At 42.1% G+C, this 23,502-nt stretch carries 20 protein-coding genes; 10 read left to right on the plus strand and 10 right to left on the minus strand.

The genetic code is table 11. The features are described from left to right. Window positions 1-251: 251 nt before the first annotated feature. The 3 genes from rnk (at window position 252) to ACE01T_RS10675 (ending at window position 2,884) form a co-directional block, all read left to right on the plus strand. The gene (gene rnk / locus ACE01T_RS10665) at window positions 252-656 is read left to right on the plus strand and encodes a nucleoside diphosphate kinase regulator (RefSeq protein ID WP_180043788.1); all 405 of its coding nucleotides are present in this window, start codon (window positions 252-254) and stop codon (window positions 654-656) included. Between the two features lie 408 nt (window positions 657-1,064). Then, entirely contained in the window at window positions 1,065-2,036 is a 972-nt protein-coding gene (locus ACE01T_RS10670) for a TauD/TfdA dioxygenase family protein (RefSeq protein ID WP_180081053.1), read from the plus strand. Window positions 2,037-2,185: 149 nt separating this feature from the next. Then, entirely contained in the window at window positions 2,186-2,884 is a 699-nt protein-coding gene (locus ACE01T_RS10675; RefSeq protein WP_180081051.1) for a Crp/Fnr family transcriptional regulator, read from the plus strand. A 121-nt stretch (window positions 2,885-3,005) separates the two neighbouring features. On the opposite strand, the gene slyD is transcribed toward ACE01T_RS10675, so the two are convergent. After that, entirely contained in the window at window positions 3,006-3,488 is a 483-nt protein-coding gene (slyD, locus tag ACE01T_RS10680; RefSeq protein WP_092819263.1) for a peptidylprolyl isomerase, read from the minus strand. 446 nt (window positions 3,489-3,934) lie between these two features. Further along, window positions 3,935-5,245: a D-alanyl-D-alanine carboxypeptidase PBP6B gene (locus ACE01T_RS10685; protein ID WP_180043534.1), complete on the minus strand. Its 1,311-nt coding sequence runs from the start codon at window positions 5,243-5,245 to the stop codon at window positions 3,935-3,937. 180 nt (window positions 5,246-5,425) lie between these two features. Between ACE01T_RS10685 and ACE01T_RS10690 the strand changes: the two genes are divergently transcribed. Beyond that, the gene (locus ACE01T_RS10690) at window positions 5,426-7,129 is read left to right on the plus strand and encodes a M61 family metallopeptidase (RefSeq protein WP_180043532.1); all 1,704 of its coding nucleotides are present in this window, start codon (window positions 5,426-5,428) and stop codon (window positions 7,127-7,129) included. A gap of 249 nt (window positions 7,130-7,378) precedes the next feature. Here ACE01T_RS10690 and ACE01T_RS10695 read toward each other — a convergent pair whose 3' ends face one another. Further along, a complete protein-coding gene (locus ACE01T_RS10695; protein ID WP_166170249.1) occupies window positions 7,379-8,170 on the minus strand; it encodes an rRNA large subunit pseudouridine synthase E in 792 nt (263 codons plus the stop codon). A gap of 194 nt (window positions 8,171-8,364) precedes the next feature. Here ACE01T_RS10695 and icd point away from each other — a divergent pair, with 194 nt between their 5' ends. Then, complete coding sequence (gene icd / locus ACE01T_RS10700) at window positions 8,365-9,618, plus strand: NADP-dependent isocitrate dehydrogenase (protein WP_166170251.1); 1,254 nt, start codon at window positions 8,365-8,367, stop codon at window positions 9,616-9,618. A 274-nt stretch (window positions 9,619-9,892) separates the two neighbouring features. Here icd and ACE01T_RS10705 read toward each other — a convergent pair whose 3' ends face one another. Further along, window positions 9,893-11,071, minus strand: coding sequence for a YbfB/YjiJ family MFS transporter (locus tag ACE01T_RS10705; protein ID WP_180081049.1), 1,179 nt, complete (start codon window positions 11,069-11,071; stop codon window positions 9,893-9,895). A 230-nt stretch (window positions 11,072-11,301) separates the two neighbouring features. Between ACE01T_RS10705 and ACE01T_RS10710 the strand changes: the two genes are divergently transcribed. Further along, on the plus strand, window positions 11,302-13,278 hold the full coding sequence (locus ACE01T_RS10710; protein ID WP_180174151.1) for an acyltransferase family protein: 1,977 nt from the start codon (window positions 11,302-11,304) through the stop codon (window positions 13,276-13,278). Window positions 13,279-13,353: 75 nt separating this feature from the next. Here the strand turns inward: ACE01T_RS10710 and ACE01T_RS10715 are convergent, their stop codons facing one another. Further along, window positions 13,354-14,784, minus strand: coding sequence for a pyridoxal phosphate-dependent aminotransferase (locus ACE01T_RS10715; RefSeq protein ID WP_180043527.1), 1,431 nt, complete (start codon window positions 14,782-14,784; stop codon window positions 13,354-13,356). 228 nt (window positions 14,785-15,012) lie between these two features. On the opposite strand from ACE01T_RS10715, the gene msrB reads away from it, so the two are divergent. Both msrB and ACE01T_RS10725 read left to right on the plus strand, forming a co-directional pair. Next, window positions 15,013-15,432: a peptide-methionine (R)-S-oxide reductase MsrB gene (gene msrB / locus ACE01T_RS10720; protein WP_395519253.1), complete on the plus strand. Its 420-nt coding sequence runs from the start codon at window positions 15,013-15,015 to the stop codon at window positions 15,430-15,432. After that, a complete protein-coding gene (locus ACE01T_RS10725) occupies window positions 15,429-15,911 on the plus strand; it encodes a glutathione peroxidase (protein WP_180081043.1) in 483 nt (160 codons plus the stop codon). Before msrB ends, ACE01T_RS10725 begins: the two co-directional genes overlap by 4 nt. Before the next feature lie 185 nt (window positions 15,912-16,096). On the opposite strand, the gene dapC is transcribed toward ACE01T_RS10725, so the two are convergent. The 5 genes from dapC to ACE01T_RS10750 all read right to left on the minus strand — a co-directional run bounded on the left by dapC (window position 16,097) and on the right by ACE01T_RS10750 (window position 22,466). Continuing rightward, window positions 16,097-17,266 (minus strand): succinyldiaminopimelate transaminase, encoded by a 1,170-nt coding sequence (gene dapC / locus ACE01T_RS10730; protein WP_395519254.1) that lies wholly within the window; start codon window positions 17,264-17,266, stop codon window positions 16,097-16,099. 25 nt (window positions 17,267-17,291) lie between these two features. After that, window positions 17,292-19,958 (minus strand): [protein-PII] uridylyltransferase, encoded by a 2,667-nt coding sequence (gene glnD / locus ACE01T_RS10735; RefSeq protein ID WP_180043521.1) that lies wholly within the window; start codon window positions 19,956-19,958, stop codon window positions 17,292-17,294. 30 nt (window positions 19,959-19,988) lie between these two features. After that, a complete protein-coding gene (gene purT, locus ACE01T_RS10740) occupies window positions 19,989-21,203 on the minus strand; it encodes a formate-dependent phosphoribosylglycinamide formyltransferase (RefSeq protein ID WP_180043519.1) in 1,215 nt (404 codons plus the stop codon). A 170-nt stretch (window positions 21,204-21,373) separates the two neighbouring features. Beyond that, window positions 21,374-21,721, minus strand: a complete 348-nt coding sequence (ygaH, locus tag ACE01T_RS10745; RefSeq protein ID WP_180043517.1) for an L-valine transporter subunit YgaH — start codon at window positions 21,719-21,721, stop codon at window positions 21,374-21,376. Further along, on the minus strand, window positions 21,711-22,466 hold the full coding sequence (locus ACE01T_RS10750) for an AzlC family ABC transporter permease (RefSeq protein WP_086195040.1): 756 nt from the start codon (window positions 22,464-22,466) through the stop codon (window positions 21,711-21,713). Before ACE01T_RS10750 ends, ygaH begins: the two co-directional genes overlap by 11 nt. A gap of 104 nt (window positions 22,467-22,570) precedes the next feature. On the opposite strand from ACE01T_RS10750, the gene ACE01T_RS10755 reads away from it, so the two are divergent. Both ACE01T_RS10755 and ACE01T_RS10760 read left to right on the plus strand, forming a co-directional pair. After that, window positions 22,571-23,050, plus strand: a complete 480-nt coding sequence (locus ACE01T_RS10755; RefSeq protein WP_180043515.1) for a hypothetical protein — start codon at window positions 22,571-22,573, stop codon at window positions 23,048-23,050. 224 nt (window positions 23,051-23,274) lie between these two features. Next, window positions 23,275-23,454, plus strand: coding sequence for a hypothetical protein (locus ACE01T_RS10760; RefSeq protein ID WP_180043495.1), 180 nt, complete (start codon window positions 23,275-23,277; stop codon window positions 23,452-23,454). Window positions 23,455-23,502: the final 48 nt, after the last annotated feature.

A 23,502-nucleotide genomic window follows, 5' to 3' on the forward strand; every position in this document is an offset into this window, starting at 1 on the left:
CGAGAAGATCCTGCTGAAACACCATAAAAAATCCGATGCCAAACCTGACATCGGATTCTCTAATAAATTTCGCGAGGCTTCAAATGCTTAAGTGAACAGCATTGCCCCTCAAGGGGGCTTTTTTTATATATATTAAAAGTCATATTTTTCAAAGCTGGTATTTCTGCTATAACAGAATAAATCCCCCTATAAAAGCTATAAATATTTTGCTGTTGCTGTAATGACATTGTTCGTCCAAAGGAATCAGATAAATGGCTAAACCCACTATTATTATTTCACAACAAGATCTGGAACGTTTAGAAACGATGCTTGAGCATCAGTCTAAACTGACGCCAACCATGCAGCATCTGGAAGATGAGCTTGCACGTGCTCAAGTAGTTGCCCCGCAGGATATGCCGGCAAATGTGGTGACAATGAATGCACGGGTATCAATTACCATTGCCCCTGCGAATGAACCAACTACGATAACCCTGGTTTACCCACATGATTTTCTGGGTGAGAAAGGACAGGTGAATGTACTTGCACCAATCGGTGCAGCAATTTTAGGATTGGCTGAGGGTCAGGAAATTGAATGGCCGCAGCCAGATGGTCATTTAATGAAAGTGAAAATTGAAAAAGTGTTGTATCAGCCAGAACGTGAAGGCAATTATCTATAATTTTTTAAAATAAATAGCCCCCGATTTAGGGGCTATTTTGATGTACAGATAAAAATAATTAAGGCTTAATGATTTTATCGAGACAACACATCATCAATGCTGAAACGACAAAGCTCTGGTGCATGTTATTCTCCAGATTATTTTCTTAATGTTTTGACTTGATCATCAATAAATCGCTTTAAAAATTTGACATTTTTATGTTTTTTAATAGCTTGTATTTTTTAATTGTCTGAATAATTTTAGGGTTGAGAAATCTAATCTCAAAATTCTAAATCAGGAAAGTTCAAAACTTCAGCAGGTATTATGCTGATCACTGTCAACGCTTTGACAGTGTTTATGGCCTATTCAGGGCAGACTGTATTTCAACAACATAACGTTGCAATAAAAATTGAAATATAAGGAATCGCCATGAGCCAAAATCAAACCAAACCCTATGATCCGAACTATCAATATCAACATATTCAGGTAAAACCGATTACCGGGTGTATTGGTGCTGAAATTGAAGGGGTTAAATTGTCTTCAACTCTAGATCAAGACACGGTCCATGAAATTAACCATGCTCTAATCAAGTACAAAGCTATTTTCTTTAAAAACCAACAGCATTTAACTGATGATGAACAGGAAGGCTTTGCCGCTTTATTGGGCAAGCCCTTGAATCATCCAACCGTTCCGGTCAAAAGTGGAACAGCACATGTGCTTGAGCTGGATTCACGTGGTGGGCGGGCAGATACCTGGCATACCGACATCAGCTTTATTGAAGATTATCCAAAGGCTTCCATTTTACGCAGTATAGTTGCGCCTACAGCAGGGGGTGATACGGTTTGGGCAAATACCACAGCAGCTTATAACGATCTGCCAGAAGAACTGAAAGTTTTGGCAGACAGTTTACGGGCAGTACATAGCAACGACTATGACTATGCTTCTAAAGTAACCACAAGCCCGCGTATTGATGCAGAAAAATATCGTGCGCTATTCAATTCAACCGAATATGAAACAGAGCATCCATTGGTGCGCGTGCATCCTGAAAGTGGGGAAAAGACCCTGTTATTGGGTCACTTCTTTAAACGCTTTGTAGGTTATAACAGCCAGGATTCACGCCGCCTGTTTGATTTATTCCAGGATTACGCCGTGAATTTAGAAAACATTGTGCGTTGGCGCTGGAGTGTAGGTGATGTTGCCATCTGGGATAACCGTGCCACACAGCACCGTGCGATTAATGATTATGGGGATGAGCTGCGTGTTGTGCGTCGTGTTACCATTGAAGGGGATATTCCAGTTGGTGTAGATGGTCGCCCAAGTGTGAACCTGAAGAAAGTGGTTAAACAGGACATTTCCAATTTTACCTTTGAAAATGGTCAAATTTTAGAAAAAGCATCTTAATGGTTAGATGTATTGATTTAGGCTGTATGGACTCGTAGTGATCTGAATTCGAGATATACATAGCGCTAAAAGTTGGTTGGTTTAAGCATATAAAAAACCTAGTATTTATATATTAGGTTTTTTATTTTGAATGAGATCATAAATTTCATATGCTCAGTCGCGCAGAAAAATTACAGCAGATTTTTGGGCAGGATGCAGTGTTTTCTGCATTCAATGCACAATCCCATCAAACCTTATTGCAGCATGTGAAATATCTGCGTTTTTTACCACAGCAACAGATCTTGCATTATCAGCAAAAAATGAACGATATCTATGTACTGTTGTCCGGACGGATGCAGATTGGCTGGCTGCTCAGTGATGGCGAGTTTAAAGTCAGTGATTATGTGAAAATGTATTCGGTATTTAATCTGGTGCCATTTTTACAGAAAAAACCGCTGAATTTTGATTTTTATGCAGTAGAAGTAGTTGAAGTGGCTGTAATTTCAGGTCAGGTTTTTCTGGAACAATTACAACAGCAGCCGCAAGCCATGTGGCAGATCATTCAATTACTGAGTGAACGGATGTATGGTTTGATGGAGAAAAACCGTTATCTGCAAACTGCGAATATGACGCAAAAAATTGCACGTCATTTAATAACCTTGGGTCAACAGGCAAGACCAGTAGGTCAGGAAAAATCAACCATTCAATTTAAAATGAGCCAGCAGGAATTTGCCGAATTACTGCATGTGTCCCGGCAAACCTTAAACAAGCAACTACAATATTTTATCCAGCAACGCATTGTAGAGTGGAATTATAGCCAGATCAGGATTATCGATATGCAGCGCCTAAAACAGCTTAGCCAGTTCTAAAGAGATGGCTGAAAAATTGCCCTGCTCACTGAAATGATTGCGGATAATTGAATGGGATAAAAAATTCAAGGCAATAAAAAAGGCAAAGTCAAAACTTTGCCTTTTATGATCGCGGGCGATCTTAGTGGTGATGACCACCAGCACCGTGTACGTGACCGTGTTCTAATTCTTCAGCAGAAGCTGCACGAATTTCAACGATTTCAACTTCGAAAGTTAAATCTTGGCCAGCAAGTGGGAAGTTAGCATCTACAACAACGTTGTCGCCTTCAACTGCTTTAACAGTCACGATTTGAACGCCATCATCAGTTTGAGCTTGGAATTGCATACCAGGTTGGATGTTGTCTACACCTTGGAACATTTGAGCTGGAACTTCTTGTACGAGGTCAGGGTTGTATTCACCATAACCTTCAGCAGCAGGAACGTTTACAGTGAATTTTTCACCAACAGTTTTGCCTTCTAAAGCGTTTTCTAAACCAGGGATGATGTTGCCCGCACCGTGCAAATATGCAAGTGGTTCACCTTGTGATTGGTCGAGAGTTTCGCCCTCTGCGTTAGTCAACGTGTAGTGGAAAGAAACCACGAGGTCATTTGCAATAGCAGTCATGTTATTGATCCATTCAATTTTTTAAGGGTACATCATAAAGTGAAAAGTAGGTTTTGTAGACTAGATTTAGCAAAAATCTGCATTTTTCCCACTCTTATGGTGTTTTTTTAATAGTGGGGATGGTTTTTTTAATTTCAATGAAATTTTAATCTTTTTAGCTGTTTTTCTTGTGACAAAATCCAGAGCTCTTGATTTGTCCAGTCATACGCCAGTAGTTTGATAATGGTTTAACAACACGACAAGACTTTGAGTGGGAAATTTGAGCATACTATACGGGGACAGGGAGGAAAGTTGAATTTGAGCTGTCAGGCATTTAGCAGTCATTATTGGTCAGTAAAAAGAAGATGATATATACTTACCATCTTCTTTTTATTACTTTTATCCAAATGATTATTTTATGAATAAGATTGTTCTGTCATCTGACTCAAGTCAAAACTATTCATCCTTTAGCGTAGAGGATAAATTTTGACCCGAATGTCATCGCTTGAGAAAAAACTAAAAAGCTGTTTAAACCAGAGGGCAATTTTCTGGAAAAAATTGGCTTCTTCAATTTGCACATCATTTTCAATGGCAATGGTGCGGATCAACTGGTTATTTTGATAAACCTGCACGGTGGCCAGTTGCATAACTTTGGCTAAAGGAGCAGTCAGGTATTTTTCCGTGATTTCAACATTTAAGTGGGTCTTGGTTTCTTGTAAGGGCTCAATGGCTTGAATCGTACCATTGCCTGTATTCAGCATAACACGCTGATTGACCGTATCATAAGTTTGCAGATCAATCGCATAAGGCTGATCATATAAAGACGTCGTCACAATTTGCGGTTTGCTGGTTTCCAGTTTAAACATTTTTAAAGTAGATTTCACCACCGGCAATTCAGCAATCAGCTGCTTGTCTTTAATCGCGACCTCATTACGGGTATAGGTATAGGCCATATCCATCAGGGTGTGGGCAACTTCTGCACGTTTTAATGCATTTTTTGTACCCATCACCACCACAATCAGGCGACGTTCAGGTAGTGCAGGATTACCAGTAGGGCGGTGTGCAGTCAAAGCCAGGTTATAACCTGCCGCTTTAGTGAAACCTGTTTTTAAACCATCCACACTTGGGTCAAACTTGAGTGCCAGATTGGTTGCGCGGTGAAAACGCTGGTTATAGCTGAAACTTGGCATGACTGAATAATGCAGATATTCAGGCGTCTGAACGGTCAGTGCTTGACCCAGCAGGGCCATGTCATGAGCAGATGAGTAATGGTCCGGCATGGTCACGCCTGGTGCATTGGCAAAATGCGTATCCTTCATTCCTAAGGCTTTGGCTTCTTTATTCATGCGTTGGATGAAAGCTGGTACAGTACCTGAAATACGTTCTGCCAAGGTCACTGCCGCATCATTGGCTGACATCACGATCAAACCTGCCAGAAGCTGATCTACAGTAATCTGATCACCTTGTTTAAGATACATTTGCGACTCATCCCACTGCACCATTTTTACCACTGGTGTCGCCGTGATGATTTCATCCTTTTTTAAATGACCGGCTTCAATTTCTTTCAATGCAATATACGCAACCATCATTTTGGTCATGGATGCCGGTGCACGTTGCTCATGGCTATTGTGCTCTGCAATGACTTGACCTGATTGGGTATCAAGAATGGTCCATGCCTGGGCTTCAACGCTTTCAGGAACAAGGTTGAGTAATGCAGCATTGACTATCGTGGAACACAATAAACTTAAGGATGCGAGGAGATAGATGACAGCTTTCAATGATCTTCCTTATTTACCAATCCATTGGTGGTAGAAATGCAAAAAATATGAGGAATGCTATGCCTTTTTTTTAAGAATGGCTAGTCGGAATTGCAGACAATTGCGACAGTTCAGCATTGCCGGACAAAAAATGCTAAGCTAATTGTTAAGTTAACTTTTTTATATTTTATATTGCCCATTATGTTGCATTATCAAATCGAATTTGACGATTATCGTCAGCATCTTATTCACGTGACACTTCGCTTTTTAGCTGATCCAACTCAAGTCCTTTCTCTACCGACCTGGATTCCGGGTAGCTATCTGATTCGCGAATTTTCAAAGCATATTGAGTCAGTTCGTGCTTATGATGAAGATGGGCGCATTTTACAAATTCAGAAATTTGAGAAGAATAAATGGCGTTTATTTAATACCGATCATGAACTGATTACGGTGGAATATGATGTCTATGCCTATGACTTGTCTGTACGCGGTGCCTATGTGGACCAAACACGTCTCTATGTGAATCCGGCCTGTGCATGTTTGGGACTAGAAGGGCAGGAAGATAAAGCGGTTGAAGTTGAAGTGTTCCTTCCAGATGAACTGAAACATTTCCAGCTGGCAACCGGTTTAATGGCTAAAAGTCTGGTTAAAGGTCGTTATACCTTAAAGGCGGATAACTATGCCCAGTTGATTGATTCACCCTTTGAGCTGGCAGAACAAACACGTTTTAGCTTTGAAGCTAATGGTATCCCGCATGAATTTGTGGTGTCTGGCAAACATGCCATGAATGCGGCGCGTATGCAGCAAGACATTGAAAAAATATGTAGCACTGAAATTTCAATGTTTGGTTCTGCACCATTTAGCGATTATACCTTTATGACTATGGCGACAGGCAATAGCTATGGAGGCTTGGAGCATCCGAACAGTACCAGTCTGATTACCCCGCGTGATGACTTGCCTAAAGCAGATGAACCTGCTGAACCATCAGCGGATTATCAGCGTTTCCTGGGTTTATGCAGTCATGAATATTTCCACTCTTGGTTGGTAAAATTTATTCGTCCTGAAAATTTCGTCAATTATGATTTAAACAAAGAAGGCTACACTTCGCTGCTTTGGATTTTTGAAGGTTTCACTTCGTATTATGACGATTTGATATTGCTACGTAGTGGGGTGATTTCTCAAGAATCATATCTGAAATTGTTAAAAGCACAGATTGACCGCTATTTACAAAATCCGGGACGCGCGATTCAAACCGTTGCAGATTCAAGTTTTGATGCTTGGGTTAAATTCTACCGTCAGGATGAAAACTCCAATAACGCCGGCACCAGCTACTACAACAAGGGTTGTTTAGTAGCGCTGTGTCTGGACTTGGGCTTGCGTTTGCGCGGTTCAAGCCTGGATGCCTTAATGCGTAAATTGTATAAAAATGCGCAAAATGGTGTTCAAGTTAATGAACGTACCATCTTCGAATTGTGTAATGAGTTGACCGGTGATAACTGGCTTGAACAGATCAATCATTTGATCAATACCACAGATGAATTGCCGTTAGATCAGTTGCTTCCCGAATTTGGTTTAAGTTTTGACGTTAAAAATGACAAGTCTTTGCCATTTGGCTTAAAGCTTGCCGATAAACCTGAAGGTGTGGTGATTCAAACTGCACGTCGAGAAGGTTCAGGGGGGAAAGCAGGTCTTTCTGCCCAAGATGTTGTTATCGCGATTGATGGCTTGAAAGCAACGACTAAACTTGTTGAAAAATATGCAAAACAAGAGGGAACGTACACTGTACTAGCTTTCCGCCGTGATGAGTTAATGACTTTTGAAGTTCAGGCGGGTGGTTCTGAATTGACGGAAGTTGAACTCAAAGTTGAAGATCAGGCCAAAGCTGAGAAGTGGTTAAAGGCTTAATTTGTATACTCTTTAAACTTCATGTAAAACCGATGCTTAGGCGTCGGTTTTTTATTTATCTAAAGAAAAATCAATAAAAAGAGAAGAACCAGTTATTTTGCAGGATTTTTCAAGGAAGAAAATAATTGGCATCAGATTAAGACGTACTATATATTGAGCCAAGTTGATGAAGCATATGACAAGTTAAATCTATAATACTTATTAAAGAAAAAAGCCCACTTTCGTGAGCTTTAATTTGAATACTAAAAATTAACCGCGACCACGCCCACGCCCACGCGGTGCTTTGGTATTCGGACGCGTTGTACCATTGGTCTTACGACGCGGTTTCTCGCTTTCATCCATTTGCCAGATACGTTTCGTACCAGATGACTTCTTCACGGAACCATCTTTGTTCTTGCGAACCATTGGCTTACCGCCTGTACCACCCGGTTTTTTCACATAAGAACGTGAACGGTAAGGTTCTTCCGCAGGTACATCTTTAAAGTCCGGGTATAACAAAGGCTCGATTTCTTTGGTTTCACCTGGTTGTAAACCCAATTGAACAAGATCAATAGAACCAATTTTCGTACGAATCAAACGTAAAGTTGGAAAACCTACCGCAGCAGTCATACGGCGAACCTGGCGGTTACGACCTTCACAGATTGAAATTTCAATCCAAGAGGTGGGCACAGATGCACGGAAACGAACTGGTGGATCACGGTCCCATAACCATTCTGGCTGTTGCACTTTAATGGCTTTGCCCGGAAGGGTCATACCATCTTTCAGTTCAACCCCTTTACGCAGCTGTTCAAGCGCTTCTTCAGTGACATCACCTTCAACCTGTACCAGATAGGTTTTAAACTTCTTGTTGGCCGGGTTGGTAATAAATTGGTTTAAACCGCCGTGGTCGGTTAAAAAAACTAAACCTTCAGAGTCCATATCTAAGCGACCCGCCAAACGCAAAGTCGGATCGTCTACGAAGTCAGCCATGGTCATGTGTGCTTCGTCTTTACGGAATTGGGAGAGGACGTCATAAGGTTTATTGAGAATGACGATTTTCATAGCAAATAACTTCTTTAATTACATAAGACTAAAAAGGTTAAGTTTTATTCAATGGGGAAATGTTGTTATTTCCCGTATAAATCTTAAACACAATGGAATTCAATTAAACTATTATGCGTTAAGAAAGGACGAAAGTATTGCCTAATCGGCAATTATTTTTAGATATCGCTAGATACAAAGGGAGAACCTAGACAATGGGTTATCAGAAGATCGTTGTTCCTGCGGATGGTAGCAAAATTACCGTAAATGCAGACTTGTCACTCAATGTTCCAAACAATCCTATTATTCCTTTTATTGAAGGTGACGGTATTGGTGTAGATATTACACCGGCCATGAAAGCAGTGGTTGATGCTGCGGTTCTAAAAGCTTACGCTGGTAAACGTTCGATCGAGTGGATGGAAGTATACTGCGGCGAAAAAGCAGACAAAATCTACGGCACTTACATGCCGGAAGAAACCTTTGAAGCTCTTCGTGAATTTGTTGTTTCTATTAAAGGCCCGTTAACAACCCCGGTTGGCGGCGGTATCCGTTCTCTAAACGTTGCATTACGTCAGGAATTAGACCTGTACGTATGTGTACGTCCAGTGCGCTGGTTTGAAGGCGTACCTTCTCCGGTTCAACATCCTGAACTGACGGACATGGTGATTTTCCGTGAAAACTCTGAAGATATCTATGCAGGTATTGAATGGAAAGCAGATTCACCAGAAGCCAAAAAAATCATTCGATTCCTGAAAGAAGAAATGGGTGTGACAAAAATCCGTTTCGAAGAGAATTGCGGGATCGGGATTAAACCGGTATCTAAAGAAGGTACTCAGCGTCTGGTTCGTAAAGCGATCCAGTTTGCGATTGATAATGACAAGCCAAGCGTGACGCTGGTTCACAAAGGCAACATCATGAAGTACACCGAAGGTGCATTCAAGGAATGGGGCTATGAAGTTGCGCTTGAGCGTTTTGGTGGCGAACTTCTGGATGGTGGGCCATGGGTTAAAATCAGAAACCCTAAAACTGGTAAAGACATTATCATTAAAGATGTGATTGCGGATGCCTTCCTGCAACAAATTTTGATGCGTCCTGCCGATTACTCGGTGATTGCCACGCTGAACCTAAACGGTGACTATATTTCTGACGCGCTTGCTGCCGAAGTGGGCGGTATCGGGATTGCACCGGGTGCCAATATCGGCGGAGCCATCCAGATGTATGAGGCGACTCACGGGACTGCTCCTAAATATGCCGGTCAGGACAAAGTCAATCCGGGTTCAATTATTCTTTCTGCTGAAATGATGCTGCGTGACATGGGCTGGACTGAAGCGGCTGACTTGATCATCAAGGGTATTTCCGGTGCGATTGCCAATAAAACAGTGACCTATGACTTTGAACGTTTAATGCCGGACGCGACTTTGTTACGTTGTTCGGAATTTGGTCAGGCGGTCATTAACAATATGGAATAAGTCATTTGACCTGAATCTGTATGAAAAAAACCTGCGCATGTCGCGGGTTTTTTATGGTTACGGTACACGATGTTTTATAGATCAGGAGCGAAATTTATCATGCAATCTGCACAATAGCATGAATAGTTAAGCGGTATGTTCTAGCATCGAACAAACGCGAGCAAGAAAGTCAGTATGCATCTTATTGCGACCGTTATGCTCATTTTTGGAGGTCAGTCCCGGTATCTGGTGGTGCAGCAGGCATATGTATGCCATCTGCCTGAATCGAAACAGGTTATGCTGGCTCACTGGTTTTGAATTTAGCTGTACGAGTATGCCAGACCAGTTGTAATGTTCCCAATAATAAAACTATCGCAGCCAAGACAAACTGTTGATGATAAGTCACGCCAAAATGTTGCAGAGTGCTAAAACTTAATCCGCCAATCAGCTGCACAGATGCAAAGCATAGTGTGGCAATACTCCAGAGCTTTTTATACGCCAGACCATAGAGTTGCAGAATGGTATAGGAGGTTAAAAACACCACTGCCGGATTGAGCATGCCGGTAAAAAAGGAAGAAGCAAAAGTCAGCACTGAACTGGTGTTTAAGGTTGCAATAAAAATGGCTACTATATACAGACTGTAAAGAATTTTCAGGGCGAAAAAATTGCCAAATTTTCTTGCCAGTGAATAGGCAGTAAAAGCCCCGAAAGCACTTCCTAAGCCATACAGAATCCAGTTGAAATTGATCCAGAACAGGTTCAGACCCAGTTCATGGCTCAGGTAGTCAATCCAGAATAATGAATGTGGAATATAGGCAAATGCACTGCAGGCATACACAACCAGCAAACTATAAAAGATTGTGTTGAGTGGAGTTTTAGATTGAGCCTGCACTGTTTGTGCAGACAGATGATGCTTAAATTGTTGCAGTAAAATACTTAAGCAGGCACAAATAATCAGCGCGAAACCACATAAAATCAGCCAGGCAGTCTGTATGGAAATTTGGTCCAGATAAGGCAGGAACAGGGTCGCCAATAAAACTCCCAGACCAATTCCGCTAAAACCAATAAAATTGATTTTAAAACGGTCCTGAATCTCACAGCATTGTGCCACCACACTCGGGGATAAAATCATCAGCAGGCCGCCACTGATTCCCGAAATTACACGCCAAAAAATATACCAGGCTTGCGGAAAACCGGAAAATGCACAGCACATTAAACTGAACATTCCGGCAATTGCAGCTATCTGAATATATAGGGTCATGCTTTTGTTTTGAGGTAGTCGCATGGCTGCAAAAGCACCCATCAGATAACCGAGTAAATTGGCACTACCTAAAAGACTGGCAAAACCTGTTGACCAATCAAACGCTTCACGCGTGCTGGGTAACAAGGCGGTATAGGAGAAACGTAAAATACCAATCCCCAAGCACATACTGAGGCATAAAAAAAGACTAAGCTTGATATTGGTTGAGGACATCCATGTACTCACAGTATTTATTATTCATTCATCATATAAATAGCATGTGTACCGAACAATAAACAGGATCAGAACAAATAAACACTATAAAAACACGCATGCATACGTGATTAAGTAATCTTTAAGAGTGGTTCTATAAAATTGGCCAAGATATAAATCTTTTATTTTGTAAATTGAGTTTTCTGAATAAAGGCATACAATTTTGCTTCTTTATTATACTTTGTGAAATGATGAATTTCTCCTATCGTGCTGATATCGATGGCTTAAGGGCAATCGCCGTTTTATTGGTGATTTTTAACCATGTCGGATTATCTTTCTTTTCAGGAGGATATATTGGTGTGGATATCTTTTTTGTCATTTCAGGTTATTTAATTACCCTCATTTTAACCCACGATATTCAGTGCAAACGGTTTTCTATTGCACGGTTTTACAAGAAACGTGTGGTACGCCTGGCACCTGCTTATTTTACCGTACTCAGCGTTGTCAGTATTATTGCCTGGCAGGTGATGCTACCTGGGGATCTGACGCAATATTTTGACAGTGTGATGTATGCCACTCTGCTCATGGCGAATATCTATATGCGCAATGAGGTGGGAGATTACTTTAGTCAGGATGCCGAAGGTATTCCTTTATTGCATTTATGGTCGCTTGGGGTTGAAGAGCAGTTTTATATTTTCTGGCCGTTATTGTTGTTGCTGTTTGTTGGAAAGGTGTCGCGTAAATATACCTGGGCCATCATCACGACATTAATCGTGACTTTACTATTTTATGCCCAGCACACGTTAATGCAAAATGCAGAGAAGGCCTATTACAGTATGCCGGTACGTGCCTTTGAGTTGCTGATTGGTGCATTGATTGGCTTCCTGCCTCAGCTCAAAATTCCGGAAAAATTACGACAAAGTCTGGTTTGGGGTAGCTTAATCACGTTGTTTGCCACAGCAGTATATTTTAACCAACAGACACCTTTTCCTGGCGCAATGGCGCTGATCCCGTGTTTGGCAACTGCATTTATCATTTATCTCGGGCAATGTTCACCCTCAAGTAATGTGTTACTGAGCAATCGTTTAAGCACCTGGATCGGAAGAATTTCTTATCCCTTGTATTTATGGCACTGGCCGATTATCGTGTTATTCGGCATTTATATGCAGCCATTAAATGTCGAAAATCAGGTGGTGGTTGTATTATTGTCCATCCTGTTGGCATTTTTAACCTATCAGCTCATCGAAAAACCCAGCAAACGTTTTGTGATGGCGGCGAATTACAAGGTGATCATTATTGGTTTTCTGCTGCCAGCCCTTAGTTTTATCGCCATTGCCAAGACCGTCAATATCAATCAGGGTTTTCCAGACCGGTTTCCACATTCTGTTTATCTTAAACAGGAAGCACTCAACTCATTTGCCCATATCATCCGAAATAAATGTATGGATATTGAGGACCCGAAAGCTTTACCACAACAGGATGACTGTGTATTGGGCAAGCGGAAAACGGCTATCGATTTTTTGTTGATTGGTGATTCGCATGCCAACGCTTATAGCGCAATGCTGGATGTCTGGGCCAAAGATGCCAATTTACGCGGTTATGATGTCACACAAAGTTCAACCTTCTATTTACCTGGAGTGCGGCGTTTTGAATCTAATTTTAATCGCTGGGAAGAGCTGAGCGAATTTAAATTAAGAAATGATGCGATTACTGCCCATCTTGCAAAAACACATTACCGCACCATTATTTTAGCCGGTTCTTATGTGCCATATTTTGATGGTGAAGTGAAACTGCAAGATGGTGTTCATCATTCCAATGCAGAGATATTTAAAACCGGTTTTATGAAAGCCTTGAGGATTGCTTCTCAGTCCAGTGATCAGGTCATTCTGCTGAATGATGTCCCTCGGCTAGATAGAGACGGGGTGCCGGCAGACTGTAACCTTCGCAATGAAATTTTACATACCCATGCGCCATGTAGTATCTCAAGAAAGAATTATGAGACACAGTTACTACAATTTAACCGAATTGTTGCAGAGGCAAAACGGCAATACCCTGACCTGAAAATTATTGATCCAACCAAGGCAATGTGTGATCAGCAGGCGTGTAAAATTATGATTAATCATGTGCCTTTATATCGGAATAAAGACAGTAATCATATTAATAATCAGGGTTCTAGAGAATTAGGTGCTGAATATTTAAAACAGTTTGGCAATCCGCTCAAAGACTAGCACTGGCTAACAGCAGGCACAAAAAAAACCGCGTGATCAAACGCGGTTTTTTTAGCAATCTCCGAAATCAGGACATTAGCGCATTTTTGACAGGAAGCGACCTAAACGGGTAATCGCTTCACGTAATTCATTTTCGGCCGGCAAGAATACCACGCGGAAATGGTCTGGAGTCGGCCAGTTAAAACCGGTTCCTTGAACCAGTAACACTTTTTCCGCACGCAATAAGTCGAGCATGAATTTTTCATCATCTTCAATTGGGTAAATTTCCGGATCCAGTTTAGGAAAACAGTACATGGCACCTTCCGGTTTTACGCAAGAGACACCCGGAATGTCATTTAGCATTTCCCAGGCAATATTGCGTTGCTCATATAAACGGCCACCCGGACGGATCAGGTCATTAATCGACTGATAACCGCCTAAAGCAGTTTGAATGGCATATTGCGCCTGATGGTTGGCACATAGGCGCATCGATGCCAACATGTCCAAGCCTTCAATATAGTCTAAGGCACGTGATTTATCACCGGTAATGGCCATCCAGCCTGAACGGAAACCTGCAATACGATACGCTTTAGACAGACCATTAAACGAGATGCAGAGCTGGTCACCGGCAAGTGCAGCAACAGCAACATGCTCAATGCCATCATAAATAATTTTGTCGTAAATTTCGTCAGCGAACAAAATCAGGTCATATTTTTTTGCCAGATCAACAATTTGTTGCAATACATGACGTGGATATACTGCACCCGTCGGGTTGTTTGGATTGATAATCACAATACCACGGGTATTGGGTGTGATTTTACTTTCCATATCCGCAATGTCTGGATACCAGAAGTTTTCCTCATCACATTTATAGTGAATTGCGGTACCACCAGACAGGTTTACGGCAGCTGTCCATAATGGATAATCCGGCATAGGCACCAGCATTTCATCGCCGTCATCCAGCAAGCCCTGCATCGCCATTACGATCAGTTCAGACACCCCATTACCTACATACACATCATTCACATGCATGTTGAGAATGCCTTTTTGCTGGTAATACTGGCAGATTGCCTTACGCGCAGGGAAAATCCCTTTTGAATCGGTATAACCTACCGCATTGGGCAGGTTTAAAGCGACATCATTAATAATTTCTTGCGGCGCTTCGAAACCGAATGGGGCAGGGTTACCGATATTCAGTTTAATAATCTTATGCCCGGCTTCTTCCATTTCGTTGGCCGCTCGTAACACAGGTCCGCGAATGTCGTAGCATACATGCTCGAGCTTAGACGATTTTTTAATTTCGCGTGGGGTGTGGAAAGTGTTCGGCATTTTTATGTTCTCGGAAAGAGTGGAGGTCACTTTTGCATAACGGTATAAATAGCTTTTAAATGTCTCGGTTGTTACCAGATCGAGATGATGTTCATCTCTGAGTAAAGCAACAATTTTTTCATGCGTAAAACCTGTCTGTTGATATTGTTTAATCACAGGCAGCAGATTTTTAAAAATTACGCTCTTTTTCTGCGACATTTTTTAATCCTGAGCAAGAGTAGGATTAAGCCTAACACTAAATTTGCTTACAAAAAAGCATTTAATTTTCAGAATTGCTTACCATGATTTTATATTTGCTTACTTTTTGCTTTTTGAGTCATTATATTGATTTTGTAAATTGTTGAATAAAGACTAGAAATTTAAGATTGAATGACGTAAATATACGATTATCCTATTTTAAATAGCACGATATAAAGGGACGTCATCATGGGAAAACTCAATAAAACAGAAAGAGAATGGCAAAGAGAGTTATCACCAGAAGAGTTTCGCATTACGCGACAAAAGGGGACGGAGCCAGCATTTACCGGTAAATACTGGAATACCAAGCAGGCAGGGATTTATCTTTGCCGTTGCTGTGGGACAGAATTATTCTCTTCCGAAACTAAATATGACAGTGGTAGTGGCTGGCCAAGTTTTTATCGCCCTGTAAATAGTTCGGTCATTGAAGAACATCAGGATTCGACGCATGGTATGGTCAGAACTGAAATTGTTTGCCATCATTGTGGCGCACATTTAGGCCATGTTTTTGAAGATGGTCCACAACCTACAGGATTGCGCTATTGCGTAAATTCAGCTTCTTTAGAATTAAAAACACAAGAAAAAAGTGACGAGGAAACCTATCCATGACCAACATTTATCAGTTTGAGGCTGAGTTGTTAGATGGAAAAAATAAATCATTTACCGATTATCAAGGTAAAGTTTTATTAATTGTAAATACCGCAAGTAAATGCGGTTTTACTCCCCAGTTTGCTGGTCTTGAAAAGTTGTATGCAAAATACAAAGATCAGGGGTTTGAGGTATTGGGATTTCCCTGTAATCAGTTTGGTGGGCAAGATCCGGGTTCCAATGAACAGATTGGTGCATTCTGCCAAAAAAATTACGGCGTGAGTTTCCCGATGTTTGCCAAAGTGGATGTAAAAGGGCCTGAAGCGCACATTTTATTTCGCTATTTGACCAATAACAGTAAAGGAATTTTAGGCAATGGCATTAAATGGAATTTTACCAAATTCTTGATTGGCAAAGATGGCAAGGTGCTCAATCGTTTCGCACCCACCACTAAACCTGAAGAGCTGGAAAGTGAAATTGAAGCAGCTTTAGCGCAGTAAGCTGGAATAATAGAAAATAAATAAAATAGGGCGATTCATGAATCGCCCTATTTTATTTTACAGACTTAGAAATCTATTTCATTTTCACAAATGCAATCAACAGGTCATTTAATCCATACGCTATAAGCCAATCATCCACTGGTGAAACAGTGGATGATGCTTGATCTTATTGTCCCTTTAATTCATTAAAGAATGGCTTTAAGACGCTGAATGGCTTGTTCACATTGTGCGATATCGGCGACCAATGCCATACGAACATGATTTTCACCTGGATTGCCTTGCTCAGTATCACGTGACAGATAACGGCCAGGCAGGACTTTAATATGGGCTTTTTCCATCAACATTTTGGCAAAAGTTTCATCATTGTCTACTTTTAACCAGTAATAGAAACCTGCATCCGGTTTTTTCAGTGGCAGTAAATGCCCCAGTTCATTTTGGAATAATTCAAATTTGGCACGGTACAACTTACGGTTTTCTTCTACATGCACTTCATCATCCCATGCCGCGATTGACGCCAGCTGGTGCTGAACCGGCATGGCAGCACCATGATAGGTACGGTATTGTAAATATGGTTTCAGTAAAGTGGCATCACCGGCAACAAAGCCGGAACGCATACCCGGCAGGTTTGAACGCTTAGACAGGGAGTGGAACACCACACAGTTTTTGTAATCATCACGGCCGATTTCAGCACAGACTTCAAGCAAGCCTACTGGTGCCTCATCAAACCAGAGTTCTGAATAGCATTCATCTGAGGCAATGACAAAATTGTACTGGTCTGAAAGTGCGATCAGTTTTTTAAATTGCTCTTTTGACAATACTGCACCAGTCGGGTTGCCTGGGGTACAGACAAATAGCAATGCAGTTTTTTCCCACACTTCTGCAGGAACCGCATCAAAATCACCCAGATAGTTATTTTCTTCTGTGCAATTAATGAAGTAAGGTTTGGCACCCGCAAGCAAGGTTGCACCTTCATAAATTTGATAGAAAGGATTTGGCATCACCACATAAGGGGTATCTTCACGGTTCACTAAAGCCTGAACAAAAGAAAAAATGGCTTCACGAGTTCCAGAAACTGGCAATACATTGCTCTCTGCACTGATGCTATTGAGCTTGAAGCGACGTGTGAGCCAGTTGGCAATGCTTTGACGTAATTCAGGTAAGCCTTTGCTGTTCGGGTAAGTCGATAAATGCTGGAAGTTGTCAATAATGGCCTGTTTTACAAACTCGGGTGCCGGATGCTTTGGCTCACCAATTGATAAGGCAATAAGGGGTAAATCTGCAGTTTGGATCTCCTGAAAAAGCTTATTTAACTTTTCAAAAGGATAAGGATGCAATAATGACAAACTTGAGTTCATGAAATCGATACCGCGTAAATTTAAGTTAGTGGTGACCAGAGACTAGACTTGAGGCTTCATCCAGAGCTGACTTCAATTGGGCAGCAAAAATTTCAGCTTCTGAATCAGTCATTGGCTTACCATCTTTTTTGGTGACAAAGAAAATATCTTCTGCACGCTCACCCAAGGTAGCAATTCTAGCAGAATGAATATCTAAACCCTGCATCATAAATAAACCACCTACTTTAGCAAGTAAACCCGGATGGTCGAGCGTTGCAATTTCAACCATGTTTTGCTGTAAAGCGGCATTCAGGGTGATATCCACGGTATTTTCAATATCAAAATGGCGTAATTGGCGTGGAATACGACGTTGCATTAAGCCCGGGTATTTATCTGACTCGCTTAACGCCTTGACCAAAGCATCAATAACCGTCTGTTCACGCTCAGGGTCGGTCAGCAAGGTACCAAAACGATCTAACACCACATAGGTGTCCAGACTAAAGGCCGTTGATGCGGTGATAATCCGTGCATCCTGAACGTCCAGATTCATCCGGTCCAAAATGGCAACGGTGGTGGCAAATAGATTCGGTTGATCCTGAGTGTAAATAAAGATCTGTACCGCATCTTGTGCCGACTGGCGATGGGCACGCATCAAGACCAGAGGTTCGGTGTTGTTGCCATGCTGCAATATGGCACGGGTATGCCAGGCAATTTCATCGGCTGATTCTTTAATAAAATATTCATCGCCCAGTTCTTGCCAGACTTTTTCGACATTGGCCAGAGAGAAGTCATTGACCAATAATTCACTGGCAGCAAATTTGGTGTCTTCAATCAGCATTTGATAATCCACCGGATGTCCAAGACCGGTACGAATCACATCCCGTGCATGGGTATAAAGCTGACGCATTAAGGAAGCACGCCAGGTATTCCAGAGTTTGGGATTGGTCGCGTTAATATCTGCAACAGTTAAGGTATACAGATAATCCAGATGCTCCATATCACCGAGTTTTTCAGCAAAATCTTGAACTACATCCGGATCGGAAATATCTTTTTTCTGTGCAGTCATCGACATCAGTAAATGACTTTGAATCAGCCAGGCCACCAGATTGCATTCACGTTCGGTAAAGCCATGTTTCCGGCAGAATGCAATCGCATCTTCTGCACCCAGTTCACTATGGTCACCGCCACGGCCTTTGGCAATGTCATGGAACAAGGCCGCCAGATAAACAATGTCGCGACGGCGAAGACGTTGGAACACTGAACTGACCACCGGGAAATCTTTGGCAAATTCAGGTTCTTTAAAGCGGTTTAAATTACGCAGCAATAACAGGGTATGGGCATCTACGGTATAGATGTGGAACAGGTCATATTGCATCAGCCCCATAATTTGCCCAAAGGCCGGAATATAATTGCCGAGCACGCCATAACGTTTCATCGCCACCAGCGTATCATACAGGCGATGCGGTGAACGGATGATCGCCATAAACAGGGCTTGGTGTTCGGGATTATCGCGATAATCTTGATTAATGCGTTTGGCTGCAAGGGTGAGCAGACGTAAAGTGCGGGCACGGATGCCTTCAATTTCAGGGCGATTTGCCAATAAATAGAAGATTTCCAGGATTGCACTGGGACGTTCCGAGAAAATTTTATGATGCTGTACCGCTAGTTTGCCATCGACCAGTTTGAAATTTTCGTTAATTTCTTCAATTTTACGTTCGTAGTTGGGCAAACGTGGGGTAATCACAGATTCATTAAAGTAAGCCAGCAGCATTTCATTTAAGGTGGATACCTGCTGTGCGCTACGATAATAACGCTTCATGAATTGTTCAATCGGATAATTCGGCGATTTATCTTCTTCACGTGTATAGCCAAACAGGGCCGCAATATCACGCTGATAATCGAACAATAAGCGGTTTTCATCGCGTTTGGTGAGGCGGTGCAGATGATGACGGATTTCCCATAAAAAGCTTTCAGCTTCTTCTAGCACACCCAGTTCGAACTCTGAAATAAAGCCTAAATGCACTAGGTCATAAATACGGTTGACCCGGAAGTGACGTTTGGCAATCCAGCCAATCTGGTTGATATCGCGGATGCCTCCCGGCGCATTTTTAATGTCCGGTTCCAGATTGCTTTCGGTATTGTTGTGCTGAGCATAGCGCTTTGCCTGCTCATCCATTTTGGCATCAAAAAAGGTTTTATCGGTCCAGGTTTGCGAAACAATACGGCGTGGCCATTTGGCCAAATGCCGGTTACCACTAATTAAACGCGATTCAATCAGCGCAGTCGCGACGGTCAAATCATTGGTGGCCTGTTCCACACATTCGTAAATGGTGCGTACACTAATACCGGGTTTGAAATTACCGACATCCCAAAGCGAGGAGATAAAAGTAGAAATCAGTTTTTCCTGCTCGGCAGTAATATCATTTTCCGATAAAATCATGATATCGACATCGGAATAAGGCAGCATTTCCCGACGGCCATAACCACCCACGGCAAACAGGCCCAGATCGGTCTGGTCAAGTTCAGCATGTCTCCAGAGAAACTCCAGGGCTTCATCAATCAAATGGGAGCGGGCCAGGATAATTTCCCGGATTGACTGTCCATTTTCAAAACTTTCCTGAAGCTGATTTTCAACATCGGTGCGCCATTGATTGATCGCCTGAATGTCATGGTTACTTTTAACGTAATTCAGCAGTGGAGAAGTATTGATCATGAACAGTGGTCCGTTAATAAGGTTACAAGTTTAGTTTTGTTGAACACTGACTTGAGACGCAGTCTCTAGTGCAAGTTTACGTGCCTGATCTGTTGTTTCAGCACGTGCAGTTGCGACCCCCATACGACGACGTTTAAAACCTTCGGGTTTACCAAAAAGGCGTAAATCGGTGTTTGGGTTGGCTAAAGCAAGATTTAAGCCAGAAAAAGACAAATTGCGATCATCAACGCCTGCATAAATGACGGCACTGGCTGCAACACTATGACGAGATGTATTTACCGGCAGACCTAAAATGGCACGTGCATGTAATTCAAATTCGCTCTGGAATTGCGATGCAAGGGTAACAAGCCCTGTGTCATGCGGACGTGGAGATACTTCACTAAACCATACTTTATCGCCTTTGACAAACAGTTCCACGCCGAAAATACCGCAGCCGCCTAAAGCAGCCGTGACTTTATGTGCAATGCGCTTAGCTTCTTCTAAAGCCACTGGAGTCATGGCCTGAGGTTGCCAGCTTTCGACATAATCGCCAGAGTCCTGACGGTGTCCAATCGCGTCGCAGTATTGGGTTTCGATTTCACCTGTTTCAGCATTTTTGGCACGAACTGTGAGCAAGGTAATTTCAAAGTCAAAATCGATTTGTGATTCCACAATCACTTTACCCTGATTGACCCGGCCACCGGTTTGCGCATATTCCCAGGCCTCATCGACTTCATCAAAGTTCTTAACTCGTGATTGTCCCTTGCCGGAAGAAGACATTACCGGTTTAACAAAGTTGGGATAGCCAATGTCATCACAGGCTGCACGGAATGATTCAATCGAGTCGGCAAAACGGTAAGCTGAGCTCGGCAAGCCCAGTTCTTCTGCTGCCAGACGGCGAATGCCTTCGCGGTTCATGGTCAGGTTGACGGCTTTTGCTGAAGGAATCACGGTGGCAATATTTTGTTGTTCGATTTCAACCAGAACCTGAGTTGCGATGGCTTCAATTTCGGGCACAATCAGATTGGGTTTGATTTTTTCAATCAGTTGTTTGAGTTCTTCGGCATCTGCCATATTCAAGGTATAAGCATAATGTGCAACTTGCATGGCAGGAGCATGGTCATAACGGTCTGCTGCATGAACTTCTACACCTAAACGTTGCAGAGAAATCACCACTTCTTTACCAAGCTCTCCTGAACCTAATAACAAAACTTTAAAGGCAGAAGCTTGAAGGGGAGTACCAATAGTCACGCTCATGTAAATCATCCATGCTTGATTTTATGGACTTTTAGCATAGCAGAACTGATTGGTGAATTAAGCCCGGATTCACATAAAATAATGATATTGTCCAACAATTTTATTTATAAAGTGATCTCTAGCCTTAATTTTAACTCCCGCTAAGTCGCCCCTTTAAAAAGAGGAGACTTTTAAAACACTTAGAAGGAAACGGGCAGATAAGTGTAAATCAAACCATAGGTCAAGGCGGCGGTTAAAGTCGCCGGGACAATCTTCTTAAACTTAAAATAGAGCCCGGTTAAGGTCAGGAAACCTACAAGCATGGCGAAGCTTTTATTGGGGCTTTCCATCAAGGGGGGGAGAGTTGCCACCACCAGCATGGAACTGATCGCGGCAATGCCAATACTGCCTAAAGCTATTCTGATCCAGACTGAGCCACGCTTTTGAGAATTTTGCTGATGTTTTTGAATGACATAAAAAGGACCAAAACGCGAAGCAAAATTGGCAATGCCGACAATGATCCCGACCAGAATAATTTCAAGATTCATGGGCTTCTCCCAATGCATCATCATGCTGTTTTAAAACATAGTGTTTAAATAGGCCAGCCAAAATACCGGATAAGATGCCAATAAAAATGGCTGCTGACAAATTAATGAAATAGCAGGCAATCGCGGAAACAATTAAACAGACCGTGACAATAAAGGTATGTTTCTTTTCAAAGGCAGCGAGCAGGAAGCTGAGGAATAAGGCTGGCAGCAAGAAATCCAGCGCGGCTTGTAAAAACTGCGGTAAGGCACTGACCTGGTCGGCAAACAATCCACCCAGGAAAGAACCTAAAGCCCAGGACATCCAGCTAAACAGGCTCAAGCCCAGCATCCAGGACTCTGACCATTCCTGACGGCGTTGTGACAGTTTAATCATGCCCGAGGCAAACACTTCATCGGTCAGGCCCCAAGCCCAGACGGCAGTTTTCTTTAAATTCAGCTTGTCCTGAATCAGGTTTTGCAAGGCCGGACCGTAAAGTACATGACGAATATCTAACGCAATCACGGTGAGGGCAGTCATCCATATAGATGTACCACTACCCAGTAAAGCCACGACCAGAAACTGGCTGGCACCGGCATACATGGAGCAGGATAGAAATAGTGCTTCCCAAGAGCTAAAACCGAACTGGCTGGCCGAAACACCAAAAGCAAATGAAACAGGAAGATAAGTAAAAATAATGGCTTGGCTGTCTTTAGCACCTTGCCAAAAGCCGGCAGCTTGAACTGGAGGGATTTTGTGCTCAGACACGACACACCTTTGCGGGAGAGTTGAACAACAGGTCAAATGATGATTGAGTATTGTACTCGAATTCACTAGCATAGTGCCGAATTGTTTATCTAAGCGAGCCTGATATGAGGATGTTGAAGACGCGTGGAATGCTGATTGTTTCTTTATTATGCAGTAGTGTTTTGCTACAGGCTTGTGGAAATGACAGTAAGAATACTGAAAAACCTGAAATTAAGCCGGCACCCAAGCTGACCAATGATGCCACCACTTATGCCAACGAAGCCTGGAAATTCATTAATCAGGTGGATGGTTTGGTCTATGCCAAAAAACTGGATGTATTGGAAGAACAGGTCCGTAAACCTGCACGCAAGCTCAGCACGGATTGGCGCATTAATGTCAAAATGACTGATTCCGTGACTGAAGGTAAATATGCGCTCTGCCGTAAAGCCCTGACCAGTCTGGAAATCTGGGCGCGTGAGACGATGGATCAATCTAGCTCAGTGGCCCAGAAACAGGCCGATTACGAACGTGATAAACAGCAATGTAAGGATGCGATTGAGCATCCGCAGCTGGGCAATACCGATCCGAAAAAGGTCGGAGTTTAAAAAATAAAAACGGGGCAAAGGCCTCGTTTTTTTATGCCTTAAATGTCATGGTATTTTCTTTTTGTTATAGTTTTAAAGAATGAGTAAGAGAATAAAACGATAATCTGATAAATATATAGAATTATCTTAAAATGATAAATTATGTATAATAATTTGTGTTTTTATGATGAAAAATTCAATTTAATTCTAAATGTATTTAACTTTAGTAACGATCAGGAGTAATAATGATGTTAAATAAAGTGTTTTTATCTATAAGTATAGCTGTCGTTATAAGTGCTTTGAGTAGTGTTGCCACAGCTGCAGAGCCGCTACAAGCCATCCAGTCATCATCGGACAATGAATATGAAGTTGCGCCATGCACCAATGGTTTTGATGATGTCAATGTGTGCCAATTACGTTCATAAGCACGATGTGTAAAATAAATCCATCATCAGGCAAGTTATTCACCTGTC

The organism is Acinetobacter uliginosus (genome assembly GCF_044130295.1).
Lineage (GTDB): Bacteria > Pseudomonadota > Gammaproteobacteria > Pseudomonadales > Moraxellaceae > Acinetobacter.

Excerpts from the sequence above, each read along its gene's own strand:
- rnk (WP_180043788.1), top strand. The coding sequence starts at position 252 with ATGGCTAAACCCACTATTATTATTTCACAACAAGATCTGGAACGTTTA.
- ACE01T_RS10670 (WP_180081053.1), top strand. The coding sequence starts at position 1,065 with ATGAGCCAAAATCAAACCAAACCCTATGATCCGAACTATCAATATCAA.
- ACE01T_RS10675 (WP_180081051.1), top strand. The coding sequence starts at position 2,186 with ATGCTCAGTCGCGCAGAAAAATTACAGCAGATTTTTGGGCAGGATGCA.
- slyD (WP_092819263.1), bottom strand. The coding sequence starts at position 3,488 with ATGACTGCTATTGCAAATGACCTCGTGGTTTCTTTCCACTACACGTTG.
- ACE01T_RS10690 (WP_180043532.1), top strand. The coding sequence starts at position 5,426 with ATGTTGCATTATCAAATCGAATTTGACGATTATCGTCAGCATCTTATT.
- ACE01T_RS10695 (WP_166170249.1), bottom strand. The coding sequence starts at position 8,170 with ATGAAAATCGTCATTCTCAATAAACCTTATGACGTCCTCTCCCAATTC.
- icd (WP_166170251.1), top strand. The coding sequence starts at position 8,365 with ATGGGTTATCAGAAGATCGTTGTTCCTGCGGATGGTAGCAAAATTACC.
- ACE01T_RS10705 (WP_180081049.1), bottom strand. The coding sequence starts at position 11,071 with ATGTCCTCAACCAATATCAAGCTTAGTCTTTTTTTATGCCTCAGTATG.
- ACE01T_RS10710 (WP_180174151.1), top strand. The coding sequence starts at position 11,302 with ATGAATTTCTCCTATCGTGCTGATATCGATGGCTTAAGGGCAATCGCC.
- ACE01T_RS10715 (WP_180043527.1), bottom strand. The coding sequence starts at position 14,784 with ATGTCGCAGAAAAAGAGCGTAATTTTTAAAAATCTGCTGCCTGTGATT.
- msrB (WP_395519253.1), top strand. The coding sequence starts at position 15,013 with ATGGGAAAACTCAATAAAACAGAAAGAGAATGGCAAAGAGAGTTATCA.
- ACE01T_RS10725 (WP_180081043.1), top strand. The coding sequence starts at position 15,429 with ATGACCAACATTTATCAGTTTGAGGCTGAGTTGTTAGATGGAAAAAAT.
- dapC (WP_395519254.1), bottom strand. The coding sequence starts at position 17,266 with ATGAACTCAAGTTTGTCATTATTGCATCCTTATCCTTTTGAAAAGTTA.
- glnD (WP_180043521.1), bottom strand. The coding sequence starts at position 19,958 with ATGATCAATACTTCTCCACTGCTGAATTACGTTAAAAGTAACCATGAC.
- purT (WP_180043519.1), bottom strand. The coding sequence starts at position 21,203 with ATGATTTACATGAGCGTGACTATTGGTACTCCCCTTCAAGCTTCTGCC.
- ygaH (WP_180043517.1), bottom strand. The coding sequence starts at position 21,721 with ATGAATCTTGAAATTATTCTGGTCGGGATCATTGTCGGCATTGCCAAT.
- ACE01T_RS10755 (WP_180043515.1), top strand. The coding sequence starts at position 22,571 with ATGAGGATGTTGAAGACGCGTGGAATGCTGATTGTTTCTTTATTATGC.
- ACE01T_RS10760 (WP_180043495.1), top strand. The coding sequence starts at position 23,275 with ATGATGTTAAATAAAGTGTTTTTATCTATAAGTATAGCTGTCGTTATA.